General features: G+C 62.4%; 17 protein-coding genes and 1 pseudogene. 8 read left to right on the top strand and 10 right to left on the bottom strand.

The annotated features are described in order from the left end of the window. The first annotated feature begins 76 nt into the window (after window positions 1-76). Together NJU76_RS07580 and NJU76_RS07575 are read left to right on the top strand one after the other, a co-directional pair. Window positions 77-817, top strand: coding sequence for a type 1 glutamine amidotransferase (locus NJU76_RS07580; RefSeq protein ID WP_254532159.1), 741 nt, complete (start codon window positions 77-79; stop codon window positions 815-817). Between the two features lie 207 nt (window positions 818-1024). Further along, the gene (locus NJU76_RS07575) at window positions 1025-1312 is read left to right on the top strand and encodes a hypothetical protein (protein ID WP_254532158.1); all 288 of its coding nucleotides are present in this window, start codon (window positions 1025-1027) and stop codon (window positions 1310-1312) included. A 167-nt stretch (window positions 1313-1479) separates the two neighbouring features. Here the strand turns inward: NJU76_RS07575 and NJU76_RS07570 are convergent, their stop codons facing one another. Next, window positions 1480-3666, bottom strand: coding sequence for a (Fe-S)-binding protein (locus NJU76_RS07570; protein WP_254532157.1), 2187 nt, complete (start codon window positions 3664-3666; stop codon window positions 1480-1482). Window positions 3667-3848: 182 nt separating this feature from the next. Here NJU76_RS07570 and NJU76_RS07565 point away from each other — a divergent pair, with 182 nt between their 5' ends. Both NJU76_RS07565 and NJU76_RS07560 read left to right on the top strand, forming a co-directional pair. Continuing rightward, window positions 3849-4439, top strand: a complete 591-nt coding sequence (locus NJU76_RS07565) for a conditioned medium-induced protein 4 (protein ID WP_254532156.1) — start codon at window positions 3849-3851, stop codon at window positions 4437-4439. A 312-nt stretch (window positions 4440-4751) separates the two neighbouring features. Next, window positions 4752-5435: a hypothetical protein gene (locus tag NJU76_RS07560; RefSeq protein ID WP_254532155.1), complete on the top strand. Its 684-nt coding sequence runs from the start codon at window positions 4752-4754 to the stop codon at window positions 5433-5435. An 18-nt stretch (window positions 5436-5453) separates the two neighbouring features. On the opposite strand, the gene NJU76_RS07555 is transcribed toward NJU76_RS07560, so the two are convergent. The 3 genes from NJU76_RS07555 to NJU76_RS07545 all read right to left on the bottom strand — a co-directional run bounded on the left by NJU76_RS07555 (window position 5454) and on the right by NJU76_RS07545 (window position 6920). Continuing rightward, window positions 5454-6038, bottom strand: a complete 585-nt coding sequence (locus NJU76_RS07555; protein ID WP_254532154.1) for an L-threonylcarbamoyladenylate synthase — start codon at window positions 6036-6038, stop codon at window positions 5454-5456. Window positions 6039-6099: 61 nt separating this feature from the next. Then, window positions 6100-6615 (bottom strand): redoxin domain-containing protein, encoded by a 516-nt coding sequence (locus NJU76_RS07550; protein WP_254532153.1) that lies wholly within the window; start codon window positions 6613-6615, stop codon window positions 6100-6102. Beyond that, complete coding sequence (locus NJU76_RS07545) at window positions 6615-6920, bottom strand: glutathione S-transferase N-terminal domain-containing protein (RefSeq protein ID WP_254532432.1); 306 nt, start codon at window positions 6918-6920, stop codon at window positions 6615-6617. The genes NJU76_RS07550 and NJU76_RS07545 overlap by 1 nt, the downstream gene beginning before the upstream one ends. A gap of 195 nt (window positions 6921-7115) precedes the next feature. On the opposite strand from NJU76_RS07545, the gene NJU76_RS07540 reads away from it, so the two are divergent. Then, window positions 7116-8522, top strand: a complete 1407-nt coding sequence (locus NJU76_RS07540; RefSeq protein WP_254532152.1) for a hemolysin family protein — start codon at window positions 7116-7118, stop codon at window positions 8520-8522. A 4-nt stretch (window positions 8523-8526) separates the two neighbouring features. On the opposite strand, the gene NJU76_RS07535 is transcribed toward NJU76_RS07540, so the two are convergent. The 4 genes from NJU76_RS07535 to NJU76_RS07520 form a co-directional block, all read right to left on the bottom strand. Beyond that, a complete protein-coding gene (locus NJU76_RS07535) occupies window positions 8527-9273 on the bottom strand; it encodes an LptF/LptG family permease (RefSeq protein WP_254532151.1) in 747 nt (248 codons plus the stop codon). A 48-nt stretch (window positions 9274-9321) separates the two neighbouring features. Further along, window positions 9322-10515, bottom strand: a complete 1194-nt coding sequence (locus tag NJU76_RS07530; protein ID WP_254532150.1) for an inorganic phosphate transporter — start codon at window positions 10513-10515, stop codon at window positions 9322-9324. Window positions 10516-10605: 90 nt separating this feature from the next. Continuing rightward, a complete protein-coding gene (locus tag NJU76_RS07525) occupies window positions 10606-11328 on the bottom strand; it encodes a DUF5828 family protein (RefSeq protein ID WP_254532149.1) in 723 nt (240 codons plus the stop codon). 156 nt (window positions 11329-11484) lie between these two features. Continuing rightward, window positions 11485-12159: a hypothetical protein gene (locus NJU76_RS07520; RefSeq protein ID WP_340681230.1), complete on the bottom strand. Its 675-nt coding sequence runs from the start codon at window positions 12157-12159 to the stop codon at window positions 11485-11487. Window positions 12160-12802: 643 nt separating this feature from the next. Here NJU76_RS07520 and upp point away from each other — a divergent pair. After that, on the top strand, window positions 12803-13480 hold the full coding sequence (gene upp, locus NJU76_RS07515) for a uracil phosphoribosyltransferase (protein WP_254532148.1): 678 nt from the start codon (window positions 12803-12805) through the stop codon (window positions 13478-13480). A 110-nt stretch (window positions 13481-13590) separates the two neighbouring features. Further along, the gene (locus NJU76_RS07510) at window positions 13591-13968 is read left to right on the top strand and encodes a cupin domain-containing protein (protein ID WP_254532147.1); all 378 of its coding nucleotides are present in this window, start codon (window positions 13591-13593) and stop codon (window positions 13966-13968) included. Window positions 13969-14057: 89 nt separating this feature from the next. Here the strand turns inward: NJU76_RS07510 and NJU76_RS07505 are convergent. Beyond that, a pseudogene (locus tag NJU76_RS07505) lies at window positions 14058-14262 on the bottom strand (YgaP family membrane protein). A gap of 369 nt (window positions 14263-14631) precedes the next feature. After that, window positions 14632-15240: an IMPACT family protein gene (locus NJU76_RS07500; RefSeq protein ID WP_254532146.1), complete on the bottom strand. Its 609-nt coding sequence runs from the start codon at window positions 15238-15240 to the stop codon at window positions 14632-14634. Between the two features lie 190 nt (window positions 15241-15430). On the opposite strand from NJU76_RS07500, the gene NJU76_RS07495 reads away from it, so the two are divergent. Then, window positions 15431-15856: a DUF7522 family protein gene (locus NJU76_RS07495; protein WP_254532145.1), complete on the top strand. Its 426-nt coding sequence runs from the start codon at window positions 15431-15433 to the stop codon at window positions 15854-15856. Window positions 15857-15858: the final 2 nt, after the last annotated feature.

The raw sequence follows: 15858 nt of genomic DNA, 5'->3' as shown, positions 1-15858 counted from the left end.
TCACTGGCGACTGTCACGGCGCCGCCGTCGTGAATGGGCGGAAGGCCTATTTCTTCCGAGGCGTCATTAGCGAGTAATGAGTCACGTTCGGATCGCCGTCCTGAACGCAGCGTATCGGGACGAGAACACGACGCGGAATTTTCGGCGCGAACTCGACGCGTCACTGGCTGAATTCGACGTCACAGACGGGACCGTTCCGGACGACTTCGACTACGACGCGGCCGTGATCACCGGCTCTCGAGCGTCGGTGTACTGGGACGAAGACTGGATGCGGCCGCTCACGGAGTGGGTCGGCGACGCAATCGATCGTGGGATGCCGTTCCTGGGCGTCTGCTGGGGTCACCAGTTCCTGGCTGACGTCCTCGGCGGCACCGTCGATGACATGGGGGTCTACGAGGTCGGCTACAGCGAGATTGAACACCGCGGGAACTCACGGCTGTTCGACGGTATCGACGAGTCGTTCACCGTCTTCACCAGCCACACCGACGAGGTGTCGGAACTCCCACCGGGGAGCACCCCCCTCGCCGAAAACGACTACTCGAACCACGGCTTCCGCAAGGATCGTGTCTTCGGTGTCCAGTTCCACCCCGAGTACGACATCGCGACCGCACGCGGACTCGTCAATCGGAAGGACCTGTCAGACGAGCGCCGCGAGACGCTCCTCGACGAGATAACGGAGACGAACTACCAGCGGACATGTGAGGCGAAGCTCGTATTCGATAACTTCCTCGAGTTCGTTCGTGAGGTCACGGCGACCGACGCCGCAACCGACGAACCGCCACGGGAGACGTCGCCACGAACCGGTTACACCGACTGATACGGTCTGCTGTAACGATGTACCGGTGCAACCACAGGACAGTCACGGTTGCACCGGCAATGACTTACAGCAGACCGTATGAGTCTTGCCTCCCAATCTCCGGTCGTGATCGAAGTCATCCGAACCGTCAGAGATGGTGTTGCCGCCACCTTTGTATCGATATCTCGGCATGAAAAGTTTTACAACCGAAGAATCATTATACCGAGTATGATTGAATCGGTAAAAATAGACAATCGGACAAAAGGTCGCTTGCAGGACTTACAGACCGAAATCGAGTCCGAGACCGGTCACATAGTAACCGAACAGGAACTGCTCGAGCGACTGGTCGATACCGTCTACGAGTCTCGCTCCGAATTTATCGAGTCGCTCCGCAACGAGTGGGACGAACTCTCTGACGAGGACATCGATGAGTTGCTTTGCGAGTCATCCGAGCCCGGAGACCTCATCGACGAGGACGAAATCGACGATCTCATCTCTCGTAGCGAGAGCGGGTAGCGATCGGCACACGCGTGACACCACGTCGGACGAGAGCACGGTCGGTTCCGGTCGACGGGTATGGGCTGTGAATCGCTCCGGGGCGTGCCCTTCGATGCGCTCGATCCGTTCCGCCTGAAGAAAATCGAGTTCAAAACAGCCGCCACCCCACCGAACCGGGCGCGTCGTTAGTTGGCCGCGACTTCGACCTTCGCTTTGTCTTCCTCCCCGATCGCTTCCACGATGAGTTCGGCGACGTCGACGATTTCGATTTTCTCCTCGAAGCCGCCGGTCTTGCGGCCGTCCTCGTACATCGTCATACACATCGGACAGGCGACGACGAACTTTTCGACCCTGCTGCCGGCGTCGGTGTCCTCGAGCGCCTCCCGAATCCGCTCTTCGCTCGGTTTGGGTTCCTCTTCGAAGTCCATCCAGAGGCCGCCACCGCCGCCACCACAGCAGAAGGAATTGCTGCGGTTGCGGGGCATCTCGTCGAGCGTACAGCCCGTGGCTGTGATGAGTTCGCGCGGCGCCTCGTACTCGTCGTTGTATCGGCCGAGGTGACACGGATCGTGGTAGGTGACCGTGTAGTCGAGTTCGGTGCCGGTGAGGTCGAGTCTGCCGTCGGTGACGAGTTCCTCGACGGCCTGGGTCCAGTGGAGGACGTCGATGTCACCGTCTGCGTTCCACTGCTCGTCGTACTCGAAAGGCATCATCGGGTCGTCTGAGAATTCCTCGAAGTCGACCTCCGGATACTCGTTCTTGAACGTGTTATACGAGTGGGGGTCGGTACAGACGATTGTGTCGAACTCGCAGTCCTCCCAGGTTTCGACGTGGTGGCCGGCGAGTTCGATGTAGAGGAACTCCTCGCCGACGCGGCGGATGTCGTTCCCGTCGAACTTCTCGTCGTCGAAGAGGATGCCGAAGCTGACGTCGGCCGCTTTCAGAATGGTCGCAAGCGAGCGGGCGACCTGCTTGTTGCGCTCGTCGTAGCTCGGGAAGTCCCCGACGTACCAGAGGTAGTCGACTTCGTCTTCGCGAGCGTCGGCGACGTCGAAATCGAGCTCCTCCGTCCAGTCGCCCCGGTTTCGGGGCGAGTCGCCGAACGTGTTGCCGTTTTGCATGACGTTCTGGAAGACGTCCTGCATGCTCGAGTTGATGTCTCCCTGGTCGGTCATCTGGCGGTTGAGCCGGGTGAAGCTCTTGAGGTGCTCGATCTCGACGGGACAGGCGTCCATGCAGGCCATGCAGGCCATACACGATTCCATCGTCTCCGTGTTGATGACGCTCGTGCCGCCGTCGGCGATGATCGGCTGTTCGTTGCCACCCGCGTCGAGGTCCTCGCGGTAGGATTTCAGGTCGAGGATGACGTTTCGCGGATCGAGCGGGCGGTCGGAGGCCTTGGCGGGACAGACCGAGGAACAGCGACCGCACTTGGTACAGGCGTCCTGGTCGAGCAGTTCCTTCCAGGTGAAGTCGTCGATAGACTCGGCGTTGGTCGCGTCGAGATCCGAGGGAACGTTGGGCAGGCGCTGGCCTGCTTTCTCGTCCCTGGTGACGACGTTCGCGAACGAGGAGATCATGTGGAACGGCTTGGCGTAGGGAACCCACGCGATGAAGAAGAATGCGATCAGCGAGTGGGTCCACCAGGCGAGCCAGTGCAGATTCTCGACGTTGAATCCGGCGCCGTTGAGCCCGGCCTGTTCGGGGCCCAACGTCGGGAGTCCGACCGCTTCGAAGCCGAGTGCCATCCCGTAGGCGACGAAGCTGACGACCTCGTGGTCCGGGATGCCGGCGCTGTAGACACGCAGTCCCTCGAGCAGGAAGCCGCCGGCCCCGAGTGCAAACAGCGTCCAGATGAAGAGGTCGTCCTCGACGGAGGTATGTCGATCCCAGAGTCGGTGGTTGCGGACCCAGTAGCGGCGGTACATCGCCATTCCGATGCCGACGACGAACAGCAGCCCCATGGCGTCGACGACGAACGAGTAGGCGAGGTAGAAGTCACCCTCCCAGAACGTCGTGTGCAGTATTTTCTGGACGGCATACTGATCAACTGCAATGATAGTCGTCGCAATAAGTAGCGTCAAGAACCCCCACATAATAAACGAGTGCATCAGACCGCCGTAGAGGTCCCTGTTGAACTGTTTCTCGTTCGAGAGCACTATCTTGGCGCTACTCACGATTCGATCCGGAAGGTTGTCGAGACGAGCGAACGAATCGTCGTCCCCTTCGGCATAGCGGGCGAACCGCCGATAAACGCCGTAGAGGAGGACGGCGATGGTGATCGACGCGAGGAGGTAAAACACTGCGTACTCGACGCTGGTGATCCCCCAGTACGTCTCCCTCGCTACGTTCGACTGTGCTACGGTTTGCATATCCAATGAGGGGCAGGGCTCTAACTTAATTCTTGCCACACTGCTCATTGGCTTTCCCCCACGCCGTCTTGCGAAAATTATAAATCTATTTTGAGTTTTTAACAGTTGATTATGTTCGACCGTCAACTCCCAACTTGGGCTGGCAACAGGCTTAAATAGCCACCCATCGGGAGTGTCCACCCATGAACGATAAAACCGAGGAACTTCGGGATATCTTCACGTCCGTCACCGATGGCGAGGAAACGATTACCGAATCCCAGGAGAACACCCGCGGCTCCCTCGAACGCGACGAGCGAACAGACGAGGAACGCCTCGAGAGCGTCGTCCAGCAGATGCGCGAGCGCTACGCGTTCGACACGGACCTAACCGACGACGAATTGATCACGGTCGCCAGGGGGTTCTACGATGGCCGGACCGACGACGCGATTGCAGGGGGGATCGGGGTCGACGCGGACGACGTCTTCGAGGCGCGAATGTCGTTACACCTCGTGGGCGACGACGACGCGGATGAGGTGGATCTCGCGGCCATTCGCGACCGCGAGGAGGACGACGAGACGCTGGCGGACGAGTACGACGTCAGCGAGGCAAAGATCCGTCGGTACCGCCGCGTCGCCAGAGCGGAAGATCAGTCTCGGTCGGCGAACGATCGCTATCGCGACGAGTTCGACAGCATCCTCGCGGACGCGGAACTCTCGGAGCGGATGGCGTCCGATCTCCGCGAGGACGGACTCGAGGACGCGACCGAGGGGATGGAAACGGACGTGGACTTCTAACGAACTTTTTTGACCGGGTCCTCGCTCACTGCGTTCGCTCGAACCCGGTCAAAAAAGTTCGATGAAAAAAGGCCGAGCACTCGCTCCGCTCGCGCTCGGTTCGATTGCTTGTACTGTGGATGCACCTACTGCGGACGAGTGTCCACCGAGAATGCGTCCACTGCGGACGCGCCTCCGCCGAGGTGTGTGCTGGGGATCCCTATTTCGAACGGAATACGCCGTGCGTCCACTCGGTTTCTCAGTAACGCTTAGTAACGCGTTCCGTCGATCGCCGAGCGAGACTTCTTATACGAAGGAGCGGCCAGACGGTTCGTGACCCACACGCTCGTCTCGTTCAGCGATCTCCGGACCGCCGCCTACTGTCCGCGGAAGTGCTACTATCAGCGGACCCTGCCGGACGAGGCCCGCGAGCCGCCGCCCGAGGTCGAGTCGATTCGAGCGCTCGCGACCCGGTACGAGGAGTTGCTCGAGGCCTCGTTAGACGACCTCGAGCGCGAGCCGATCGCCGTCTCCGCGGTTCGGTATCGCGAACGACTGGCGTCCACCCGGCGGCGACTCGAGGCTGCAGAGCACTGGGAACGACTGTGCGATCCCGACGACCGGGCAGTGTTCGCAGTCGGCCGCCACTGTCGGGGGAGCGTCCACAAGGTCCTTGCGGACCCGCTCGAGCCAGTCCTGATTTCGGCCGGTCAGCCGCCCGATACCGGGGTCTGGGAGTCCCAGTCGGTCCACGCGGTCGCGGCCGCGAAGGCGCTGGCATGGCAGCACAGGGTCCGGATCGAGCGGGCCTGGCTCGAGTATCCGGCCTACGGCGTGATTCGATCGCTCGAGCTGACGACTCGGCGGAACGCGCAGTATCGACGCGCCCTTCGTGTCGTCCGAGAACTAAATGGGCCGCCGGCCCGGACGACGAAGCGCTCGAAGTGCGAGCCGTGCGAGTTCGCGGCCGACTGCGGCGTGAAAACGAGAACGTTGCGATCGCTCCTGAAGCGCTAATCGCCCCAACCCGGAGTTCTAGTGACGCTCGAGCCAGCCCTCGATCTCGTTGGCCAGTGCGCCGCGCCGGTGGATTACCCCCGTCGAGACGTCGACGACGGTGCTTTCGCTGCCGGGGGTTTCGCCACCGTCGAGGACGACCGCGGCCGCCTCACGAACCTCGGGGTCGAGGTCCGCGAGGTCCCGGGCGCTCTCGCGGCCGCTGACGTTCGCGCTCGTCGCAGTGATCGGCGTTCCGGCGCGCTCACAGAGCGCGAGTGCGAGGTCGTGATCCGGGACGCGGACACCGACGCGGTCGCGGCCCGCAGTGAGTTCGTCCGGGACGGTGTCGCGTCGACGACAGAGGACCGTCACGGGTCCCGGGAGAAACGTCGCCATGAACCGTCGTTCTCGATCCGACGTACGAACGTACGGAAGCGCCGACGGGACCGACGGCACTGCGAACGAGATCGGCTTCGATCGGTCACGCCCTTTCACCTCGAAGACGCGATCGACGGCGTCGGGATCGAGTGCCGCCGCACCGAGCCCGTAGACCGTCTCGGTCGGGTAGACGACGAGGGACCCGGATTCGATCGCATCCGCCGCGCGGTCGAGTTCGCTCATTCGGTTCGAACTCGGCGGATCTTGCGCAAAAAGCTGTCGGGTGTTCGGATCGGGACGTACCTCACGCGAGTCCGAGTTCCGACTCAAGGTCGTCGTAGTCGGGGAACTCTGGCCAGTCGGTCGCGACCCACGCGCCCTGGACCGTGCGATCGCTGTCGAGTGCGAAGAACGCGATGCGGGGTTCGCTGACCCCTGTCATCCCGTCTAAGTCGTGTGCGACGTCGTACGTCGCCGCGACCTCGTTGCTCGGATCGCTGACGAACCGGAACGGATAGTCGTTGTCCGCGAGGAATCGTTTGATGCCGTAGGGAGTCGACGCCGTGACGCCGACGATCTGGGCCGAGCCCTCGTTCCAGTTTCGATCCGCGAGTTCGTCCCAGACGTATTTCGCGAGGAACGAACCCGTCATCGGAGTGAAGACGAGGATCGTCGGTCCGTCGGTGTCACGGACGAGGTTCGAGAGCGTTCGGTCCTCCCAGAACTCGGTGGTGACGAACGGTCGGGTGAATTCCGGCGCCTCGTCGCCGGGTTCGGGATGGTCGGTCGGGCCAAGTTCGACGACTTCGAAGTCGGGCATCAGTCGTCACCTCCCGCATCCGCCGCGGCCCGATCGGGGTGTTCTCCCTCGCCGTATGTCGACTCGAGATAGCTGACGATGTTTGCGCTTTCGGCCATCGTGACACCGATATTCTCGTCGACGACGACGGGAACGGTCCGGACCCCGGCGACGCGTTTGACGACGTTTCGATCGGAGTGCATTGGTTCGACGAACCGCGATCGATAGTCGAGGTCGTACTCGGACAGCAGCCGGGCGACCCGCTCGCAGAACGGACAGCCCTGCAGTCGGTAGAACGTGATCGGTGGCTCGGCGGTCGCGCTCATACTCGAGCGTTGGGGAAACGAGCGGAAAACCGTGTCGTCGGCGGCGACGATGGCCGTGACCGGTCGGGCCCGGCGATGAGAGCCCGTGCGGTCGTGTTCGGAAATGATTGTCGTCATCGATCGGATGCGGTGATCACTGTCACTGATACTCAAATGGGAAACTGTTAACCGATCCAGCTATAACCCAGTATATCAATGGCGTTGTCTCCACCCCTCGACATTATGTTGGCCCTGTACGAGATCCCGGTGGTGGGACTCGAGATCAACCAGTCGGTGGTGACGGTCCTCGGCGTGTTCGCCCTCGTCGTACTCGTGGGTCTGTCAGCGTTCTTCTCGTCGTCGGAAATCGCGCTGTTTTCGATCCCGAAACATCGTGTCGAGGGGATGGCCGAGGACGGGATCCCAGGTGCGGAACGCGTGAAGGCCCTGAAGGCCGATCCACACCGGTTGCTCGTGACGATCCTCGTCGGGAACAACATCGTCAACATCGCGATGTCGTCGATCGCGACGGCGATCCTCGCGCTCTACTTCGGCGGTCTGACGGCCGTTCTGTTCGCCACGTTCGGGATCACCGCCATCGTCCTCCTGTTCGGCGAGAGCGCGCCGAAGTCCTACGCCGTCGAAAATACCGAGTCCTGGTCGATCCGCGTTGCAGGGCCGTTGAAGGCCGCAGAGCGGGTAATGTATCCGCTCGTCGTTCTCTTCGATTACCTCACGCGGCAGATCAACCGTCTCACCGGCTCCACGGGGGCGATCGAGACACCGTACGTTACCCGGGACGAGATCCAGGAAATGATCGAATCCGGCGAGCGCGAGGGCGTCCTGGAGGAAGAAGAACACGAGATGCTCCAGCGTATCTTCCGGTTCAACAACACGATCGTCAAGGAGGTCATGACGCCGCGACTGGACATGACGGCTGTCCCGAAAGACGCCGAAATCGACGAAGCGATCGAGACCTGCATTCAGAGCAGCCACGCTCGCGTCCCGGTCTACGAAGGGAGCCTCGACAACGTTCAGGGCGTCGTCCACATCCGCGACCTCGTCCGGGACCTCAACTACGGCGAAACTGGCGACGACGGACTCGAGCTCGGCGATCTGATCCAGCCGACGCTACACGTTCCCGAGTCGAAGAACGTCGACGAACTCCTCTCCGAGATGCGCGAAAATCGGATGCATATGGCGATCGTCATCGACGAGTTCGGCACCACGGAGGGGCTCGTGACGATGGAGGACATGATCGAGGAAATCGTCGGCGAGATCCTCGAAGGCGGCGAGGAACAGCCGATCGAGGAGATCGATGCGGACACCGTTCTCGTCCGGGGCGAGGTCAACATCGAAGACGTCAACGAGGCGCTCGAGATCGATCTCCCGGAGGGCCAGGAGTTCGAGACCATCGCCGGCTTCATCTTCAATCGCGCGGGACGTCTCGTAGAGGAGGGTGAGGAGATCACCTACGACGGCGTCCGCATCACCGTCGAAACGGTCGAGAACACCCGAATCATGAAAGCCCGCCTCCGGAAACTCGAGGTCGTCGACGAGGAACCCGAACCCGACGTGGAGGCCGGACCCGAAGCCCTCGAAATCGACGAAAACGATACGTGACCGGTCAGCCGTTCGAATCGACGAGCGACGCGACGTCGCGTGCGATTTCGGGTGGAACGACGATTCTCCGCGGTCCTTGAACGTATTGCCCGTCGGGCTGTGCGTAGCCGAGTTTCATTACGGCGGCGTCGCCGAGACGTCGAACCGAAACGTCGGTGATCACCGCCAGATCGACTCGTTGTTTCGGCTCGTAGAGGTAGATCACCCGTTCCGAACGGTCGAGCGTGCCGACCGACTGCAGGAACGATGCCAGGCCGAGCGCGACGAGTGCGAGTGGCAGCAAAAACGCGGCGAACCCGGTGAAGGGGCCCGCACCGACTGCCAGGAGCTCGTTCTGGGAGACGTACCGCCCGACTCCCATCAGTACGCTGATGAAAGCGCCCATCACGACCGTGCCGACCGCGGCATCCATCGCCCGATCTAAGCGTGTTCCCGTCGGAACGTCTCTCGAGAGCGGACCGATGAGGCGCTCGAGGTGTCGTTCGGTGTCCGCTGCGACGGCAAGCGCGAGGATCGTCGCCGCGACTGCTGCGATGAGCGCGAGGACGACGTTCCGGCCGAGTCCGCCGGCAGCCTCACCGGCCAGCTGGTAGAGTCGCCAGCAGATGACGACCCCGATCGCGGCGAAGAATGTACCGACGCCGAACGTCCACAGGAGTCGAACGGTCCGGGACGTACTCGCGTCCCGCCGCCACTGGACCGACTCGTCCCCACCTCCACGTCTCGGGGAATCGACGGTGTCCTCGTCCATAGATGAACTCACAATCCGTCGTGTAAAGACCGTTCGATATCGGCCGGATCAGAGAGCGATCGCACCGATGGCAGAGTAGACCACGTAAGCGACGATAATCGCGCCGGCCAGCGAGCCGATCCATGCGAGGACGGTGTACCCCATTTTCCGAGCGCTGACTCCGCCGCCGGCGCCGGCCGCAGCGTACCCACTGCCGATAATCGCGCTGACGATAATCTCGTTAAACGAGACCGGGATACCGTAAAACACCGCGGCCTGTGCGATGATGAACGAGGGAATGAGTGCGGCGATCGACCGACGGGGTCCCAGCGAGGAGTAATCTTGCGAAATCGCCTTGATCATTCGCGGTGCGCCAGTCCACGAACCGAGCAGGAGACCGAACCCGCCGCCGACGAGCATCGCGAACAGCGGCACCTCGAACTCGCTCGAGAGGGGGACCAACGGGCCAATCGCCAGCCCGACCTGACTACCGCCGGCGGAAAAGGCGACCAGGCCACCGAGGACGAGCAGGAAATGTCGTTCGCCGCGCTCGAGCCCCTTTCCGAGATCGAATGCGATCAGGCCCGCCCAGATCGCCGCGATCACGAGCGTCGCGACGACGAGGCCAGCGGTGTCCGTGCCGGGAAGCCACTCGCTCAGAACCTGGGCGATCGATGCGCCGCCGGCTCCCGGCGGGCCGAGGAGGGCGAATTTGATGTTGCCGACGATTGCGCCGACGAGCCCGGCCAGCAAGACGATGAAATACGTCTCCGAGACCCACTTGGCGCGGAGGAGTCGGGCGACCGCATAGGCGATTCCCCCGCCGACGAACGGTGTCAACAGCCACAGCGTAGCAATTTCGGCGTACTTTGGCCACGCCGGATCGCCGCCGAGCGCGAGGCCGACGCCGATGACGGCCCCGGTCACGGTAAACGCGGTCGCGATCGGATATCCGGTGAAGATACCGATGGCCACGAGGGCGGCCGCGATCAGGAGGGCCAGGATGGCGGCAATCGACGAAAGCGTGACCCCGCCGATCAACTCCGTGCCGACTGCTTCAGAGACGTTCGCCCCCTGGAGCACCGCACCGCTGAAGCCGAGCAATCCGACGAGAAACCCGGCTCGCATCACTGAAATTGCGTTCGCACCAACGGCCGGTGCGAACGGCGTGGAACCACTCGAACCGGCGCCGATCGCCCAGGCCATGAAGAGGCTCGCAACCGCGGCCACGGCGAAGGTCCCGAGCGTGGCGAGATCGACCATCTACTCGCTTCCTATTGCCTGATCCTACAAGTGTGTGCCGACCGCCGGCTGCAAAGGGCGGCTGGTGGCTGCCGACTGACGGGCAATCAGTCAGTTCGTCGTCGATCTGGAGTTATCATCGGGTTTCGGCGGTGGCTCGGCCCCCTCGATGGCTTCGGCGGCGTCCGTGTCCTTCTCCACCTCGACGTGCCAGCGGTCGATCTCGTCTTCGTATTCGGCGAGCAGGTCGGAGACGTCCTCTTTGAGGCCGTCGTCGTTGACGTTGACTTCGAAGACGAACTGCTCACCGTTTCCGCCGTTCCGCGCCGACTGCTGAATGTTTGCGCTGACGAGTTCGTTGTCGAAGTAGTAGGGCGCGAGTTGGGTCATCACGTTCTGATAGACTGTGTCCTCAACGCGGCGAAGGGCCTTGCGCCCCGCTGAGTCGGCCGCCCGCGCGACGTAGTCGATCGACTCCTTCCAGGTGCCGACCGCCGCCTCCGCGTCGTCTTCCTCGAGTTTCTCATAGGATTCGGACAGTTTTTCACCGGCCGTCTTGATGTCTTCGTCTGGCTCTTTCCCGGCCTTTTCGCCCTTGCCTTCCTCGACACTCGCCTGGTCTGCGGTCTTCTCACTGACGTCGGAATTGAGGGTTTCGTGGGCCTTGGGCCGCCACTCGTCCCACTCCTCAAATGCTTGCGCATAGTGCGCACCGTCGCCTTGGTCGAGGTCGTGAGCCCCGGCATCTTGCAGTGCATGTGTGATCCGCTCGCCGTGTTCGACGATGTCGCCCCAGTCACCGCGAGTCTTGAATCCCGAGATGCTCTCTTCCATTCGGCTGGCCGTGTGGTAGCGTACGGACGAGTATAAACTTCTCTGCCGTCGCCCGCAGGGATGGTTGACACACGATCACGTCAGGAAATGGGCGGAACCGTCACAGACGGAACTCAGCGGGCCGTTACGGACGGGCCGTCGACGGACCGCGGTGGCTTAGTACTGGCTGCCCATTCCGTGACCGCTGCCCTGGCCGCGACCGTACGTGCCTTCCTGTCCGCCTCCCATTCCCCCTGTGGGAATCTGCTGTTCGTCAGTCCGCTGTTGTCCACCCATCTGCGGTCCGCCATGTACCATCTCGAGGACTGTCGAACAGGAGTCGATCGTTCGATCGATCGCAGAAATCGTCTCCGAAATATGTGGGTGTTGCTGGTATTGCCGGAGTTCGGGCAAGCTCTCGGTTGCCACCCGGATGAACGCGTCCGCGACTTCGGGACCGAACATCGAATCGCGCGCGATCATGCTCGCGTTGAGTTCCGCGAGCTCCGCGATATCGTGCGTGATGTGCGCGGGCGCCGAGAGCCCCTCCGCCGCGCACGTTTTTGCACACCAATCGGCGATGTGGCCCAGCTCAGTAAAGTCCTCGAGTGCGATCCGGAGTTTGTTGGTGAGATGGTCCTCGAATGACTGCTGGCTCCGCATTTCCTGCCTGCCCATCTGCTGTCCTGGTCCGCCCATCCGCTGTCTTCGGCCGGTCATCGGTTGCTCTTGCCCAGCCATCTGCTGCCCGCCCGTCTGCTGTCCCGGACCACCCATCGACTGCGTTGGCTGCTGTCCGTACTGGTCTGTCGGCTGTCCCTGCCGTGGCTGCTGTTGGAACCGGTGGCTCATCGTGAGTATCTACAGTATTACAGCGAGAGTGCCTCGGGGCTTTAATCCGAGAGTGAATCATGTAACATTTATTATATTATATAACGTGTTTAAAGATACAGTTGTGTGAATTAAAGATCTTAATTCGTCGCAACTGTGCACAGTTGCGGAGGAATGTGGCTCTCTCACCAGCCACGTCTTCGGCGTGGTGCGACGGACGCCATCGGGCCGTGGTGGAGCGGCCGACCCTCACGGACACACCGCGTGTTCGGGTGTGAATTCCAGATGACCCATCTCGGGAAGTCCGAGGGGAATTAAACTCGCCTGCGGCCATATGGCCCGTTTCTGGGCCTGCCGCCAACACGGTGAAGCCACGGGGCGTGCCCCCGTGGTACTTCACCCGTGATCGGGCAACGGGGGATACACCGATCGACCGATTAAACCGGGTCCACCGTTACGTCCGTTTCTGACGACTGGAGGCCGTGTCCGTGATCCGATAGCGAAGGGCAAAATCGTCCCGGTGCGCGACTCGCCGATCGGTAATATTGACTTAGCGAGCACAATTTCGCATTTCGACTCCTGATCGGGCAGCCGACCTCGAGGCGCGCGACCGTGCTCGCACCTGATCGACACTGTGAACTACCCGGCGGGTGGCCATACGAATATGCCGATCGAAGACCGGGACAACGCCTATCTCGTTACCCACGCATTGGCGAAGGACACGCTCTCGCGGCTTCGCGACGTCGAGACCGAGCAAGTCAGTTTTCGGAAGGGACTGGTCAAACTCGGCCGGATCTGCGGCTACGAGATCATCGACGGCCGGATGGAAACCGAATACGTCGAGATCGAAACCCCGCTCGAGACGACCATGGGCGAGCGCGTCCGCGGCCTCGACGACGTCGTGATCATCAACGTCTTGCGCGCTGCGACGCCGTTCGTCGAGGGGCTGTTGAAAGCGTTTCCCCGGGCTCGCCAGGGCGTCATCAGCGCGAGCCGCGACGAGGAAGCGGGTCGCGACGAAGACGGATCGTTCCCCATCACCGTCGACTACGTGAAACTGCCCGAGATACACGAAGAGGACACGGTCATCGTCGCCGATCCCATGCTCGCGACGGGGAGTACGATGTGTACTGTCCTCGAGCACGTCGTCGAGACCGCCACGCAGCCCGAGAATCTAATCGTTCTCTCGGCGCTGTCGGCGCCGGAGGGGCTGCTCCGGGTCGGCGAGTCGTGTCCCGAGGCGGATCTGCTGACGGTGTCGATCGACGACCATCTCGACGACGACGGCTTCATCGTTCCCGGCCTCGGTGACGCCGGCGACCGGGCGTTCCGGACGACGTGAGGCCGGTTTGATAGCGCCGTCCGCCGTCTGCGTCCGCGTGCGGCCGACAGCTCAGGTATCGCCTCGCCGGGCGTCGACGGACTTTTGCGAGTTCCGTGCGAACGGCTCGCATGACATATTCAGTCACCGACCCGGAGGATCTCGAGCCCGTCGCCGATCGACCCTGCGATCTCCGCCGATTGAGCGAGGCGGCCGGGTTGGATAGCGTTGCGATCAACCGGTTCGCCGCGGCGCCGGGAGAACAGCTGCCGCTCGCCTACCACTACCACGAAACCCAGGAGGAGGCGTTCGTCGTCTGCTCGGGAACGTTGCGCGTCGAGACTCCGGACGGTGAGTTCGAGGTGGCGGAAGGATCGATGTTCGCGGCCTCGCCGGAAGCGCCCCACCGAGCGTACAATCCCGCCGACGCCAACGATCCCGTTTCCGTCATCGCGATCGGTGCCCCGCCGGTCGACGGCGACGCAGTTCCCTACGAGACCGGCGAGTGACCGCGGGACCGCGAACGAGGACGTCACTGCCCGCGCGGTCACGCGTTCCGTCTTGGAGCGGTGACCCTGTCGCGCCGTCCGCGGCACTGCTACCGGTCCGCTCCGCACGTGTCGAGTCTCACCAGTGCGTTTATCGGGCACCGCTGGATGATTGCGGTCACGAGAAGGTCGCTACCCCCGACGAATGCAAGCGTGCCGGCCCGTCCGGTCTCGGTTCCGATAGCCGACCAGCAGCAACATCGTTGCGGGGACGGTACGGCCGAGGCGGTCGAACCCACAGACGTTCCGGTCCATATTCGGCATACGAGTGACTGCCGTATATCGATGACCCCTGCACCCCACCGTTTCAGGTCAAACCCCTCCCGTCGACCGAACTTTCTGGGCGTCGTTACAGACGAACCGATCGAATAGTCCTTCGGGGTCAATCAATGACGATTGCGCCTGTCCGAGTTATTTGTGTCGAACGAATCACACTATCACACGTCGATTGTAAATTCATCGATACTCGTGATTCGGCATTTCGACTCGCGTTCGGTGGCTACGTGTTGGCACGCTCGTGGGCGGGTCCATGACGCCCGTCTCACGGTAGAAACGCGTTTCCCTGTAACGGTCCGCCGACCCACGGTCGACGACACGTCTCGAGCCCAGCATCGTTCGGAGGGGCTACTCGAGGTCGACCCGGCCGCTCGTCGCGCTTCGAAGACGGTCGCGGAGCGCGTCGCCCTCGGCGACTGGGACGCGAACGTCGAAGGCGACGGTGGCCGCGTAGTCAGCGTCGAACTCGTACCCCTCGCTCTCCAGAATAGAGCGCACGGTGCCCGAGTCGTTGTATTCGACGGTGATCGATACCTGCTCGTGCGGTCGTTCCTCCACGATGCCCGCTCGCTCGACGGCCTCTTTGACCGCTCGAGAGTAGGCCCGAACGAGGCCACCGATGCCGAGATTCGTGCCGCCGTAGTAGCGGGTCACGACGACCGCGCAGTTCTCGAGATTCCGCTTGGTGAGGACGTTCAACGCTGGCTTGCCGGCTGAGCCGGAGGGTTCGCCCTCGTCGCTCGCGTACTCGCGCAGGAAGTCGCCGTCGGCGTCGGTGCGCACGCGATACGCGGGGACGTTGTGAGTGGCGTCGGCGTACTCGGCCCGAACGGCGTCGACGAACTCGTCAGCCGCCGAGACGGAATCGACCGGTCGGACGTGACCGATGAACTCCGACCCTTGGACGACGAATTCGGCGGTCGCGGGTTCAGCCACGGTACGGTATGCGCCGCTCACGGCCGGCCACCTCGCATGTTCCACGCGTCCGGCGTTTCGACGCCGTCCATGGGCGGACGATACGTTGGCCCGCGAAAAGAGGCCGTCGGTCGCCGGGTATCGTCATGTCCCGGCTCCGGTCGCCGAGCGAAACGGAAACGGAGCCGCAGGGACCCCTACGCTATTATTATTCCGTGTCGTGGATGCATATATGGACGGCGAGAGCATCGATTCCGAACTCGCGGACGAACTATACAGCGTCTGCCGGACGACGGTAGGCGACGAACTACGCAGTATCACCTACTTCACCGAGGACGACGTCGAGCAACTGTACCTCCGCTCGGACCTCGAACAGACCGCGGATCTCGTCGGGTTCGCCGACCACGAGCGACTGGGATTCCACTCGCAGTCGGCCTACCGGAACACGCAACTCGGCGAGTACCAGGCGACGATTCGAATGTTCGAGAACGGCTTTCTCTCGCGGGCGATTCGCGGCCCTCACGGTGTCTGGGTGACGACGGATGACATGTCGATCGAGCGATTCGAAGAACTGACGAGCGCCCTCGCGTCGGTCCTTGAGGAGTTCGCGGAGACTGTCGATATCGACAGCGACGGCGAGTCGACCGGCGACGAGTGACC

It is taken from the genome of Natrinema gelatinilyticum (genome assembly GCF_024266705.1).
GTDB lineage: Archaea > Halobacteriota > Halobacteria > Halobacteriales > Natrialbaceae > Natrinema > Natrinema gelatinilyticum.
Note: the sequence above shows the minus strand (reverse complement) of the source record. Positions and strands in the feature narration are given on the sequence as shown.

Bases quoted from the DNA above. Each gene is read 5' to 3' on its own strand.
- NJU76_RS07580 (WP_254532159.1), top strand. From the start codon at position 77: ATGAGTCACGTTCGGATCGCCGTCCTGAACGCAGCGTATCGGGACGAG.
- NJU76_RS07575 (WP_254532158.1), top strand. From the start codon at position 1,025: ATGATTGAATCGGTAAAAATAGACAATCGGACAAAAGGTCGCTTGCAG.
- NJU76_RS07570 (WP_254532157.1), bottom strand. From the start codon at position 3,666: ATGCAAACCGTAGCACAGTCGAACGTAGCGAGGGAGACGTACTGGGGG.
- NJU76_RS07565 (WP_254532156.1), top strand. From the start codon at position 3,849: ATGAACGATAAAACCGAGGAACTTCGGGATATCTTCACGTCCGTCACC.
- NJU76_RS07555 (WP_254532154.1), bottom strand. From the start codon at position 6,038: ATGAGCGAACTCGACCGCGCGGCGGATGCGATCGAATCCGGGTCCCTC.
- NJU76_RS07550 (WP_254532153.1), bottom strand. From the start codon at position 6,615: ATGCCCGACTTCGAAGTCGTCGAACTTGGCCCGACCGACCATCCCGAA.
- NJU76_RS07545 (WP_254532432.1), bottom strand. From the start codon at position 6,920: ATGAGCGCGACCGCCGAGCCACCGATCACGTTCTACCGACTGCAGGGC.
- NJU76_RS07540 (WP_254532152.1), top strand. From the start codon at position 7,116: ATGGCGTTGTCTCCACCCCTCGACATTATGTTGGCCCTGTACGAGATC.
- NJU76_RS07535 (WP_254532151.1), bottom strand. From the start codon at position 9,273: ATGGACGAGGACACCGTCGATTCCCCGAGACGTGGAGGTGGGGACGAG.
- NJU76_RS07530 (WP_254532150.1), bottom strand. From the start codon at position 10,515: ATGGTCGATCTCGCCACGCTCGGGACCTTCGCCGTGGCCGCGGTTGCG.
- NJU76_RS07525 (WP_254532149.1), bottom strand. From the start codon at position 11,328: ATGGAAGAGAGCATCTCGGGATTCAAGACTCGCGGTGACTGGGGCGAC.
- NJU76_RS07520 (WP_340681230.1), bottom strand. From the start codon at position 12,159: ATGAGCCACCGGTTCCAACAGCAGCCACGGCAGGGACAGCCGACAGAC.
- upp (WP_254532148.1), top strand. From the start codon at position 12,803: ATGCCGATCGAAGACCGGGACAACGCCTATCTCGTTACCCACGCATTG.
- NJU76_RS07510 (WP_254532147.1), top strand. From the start codon at position 13,591: ATGACATATTCAGTCACCGACCCGGAGGATCTCGAGCCCGTCGCCGAT.
- NJU76_RS07495 (WP_254532145.1), top strand. From the start codon at position 15,431: ATGGACGGCGAGAGCATCGATTCCGAACTCGCGGACGAACTATACAGC.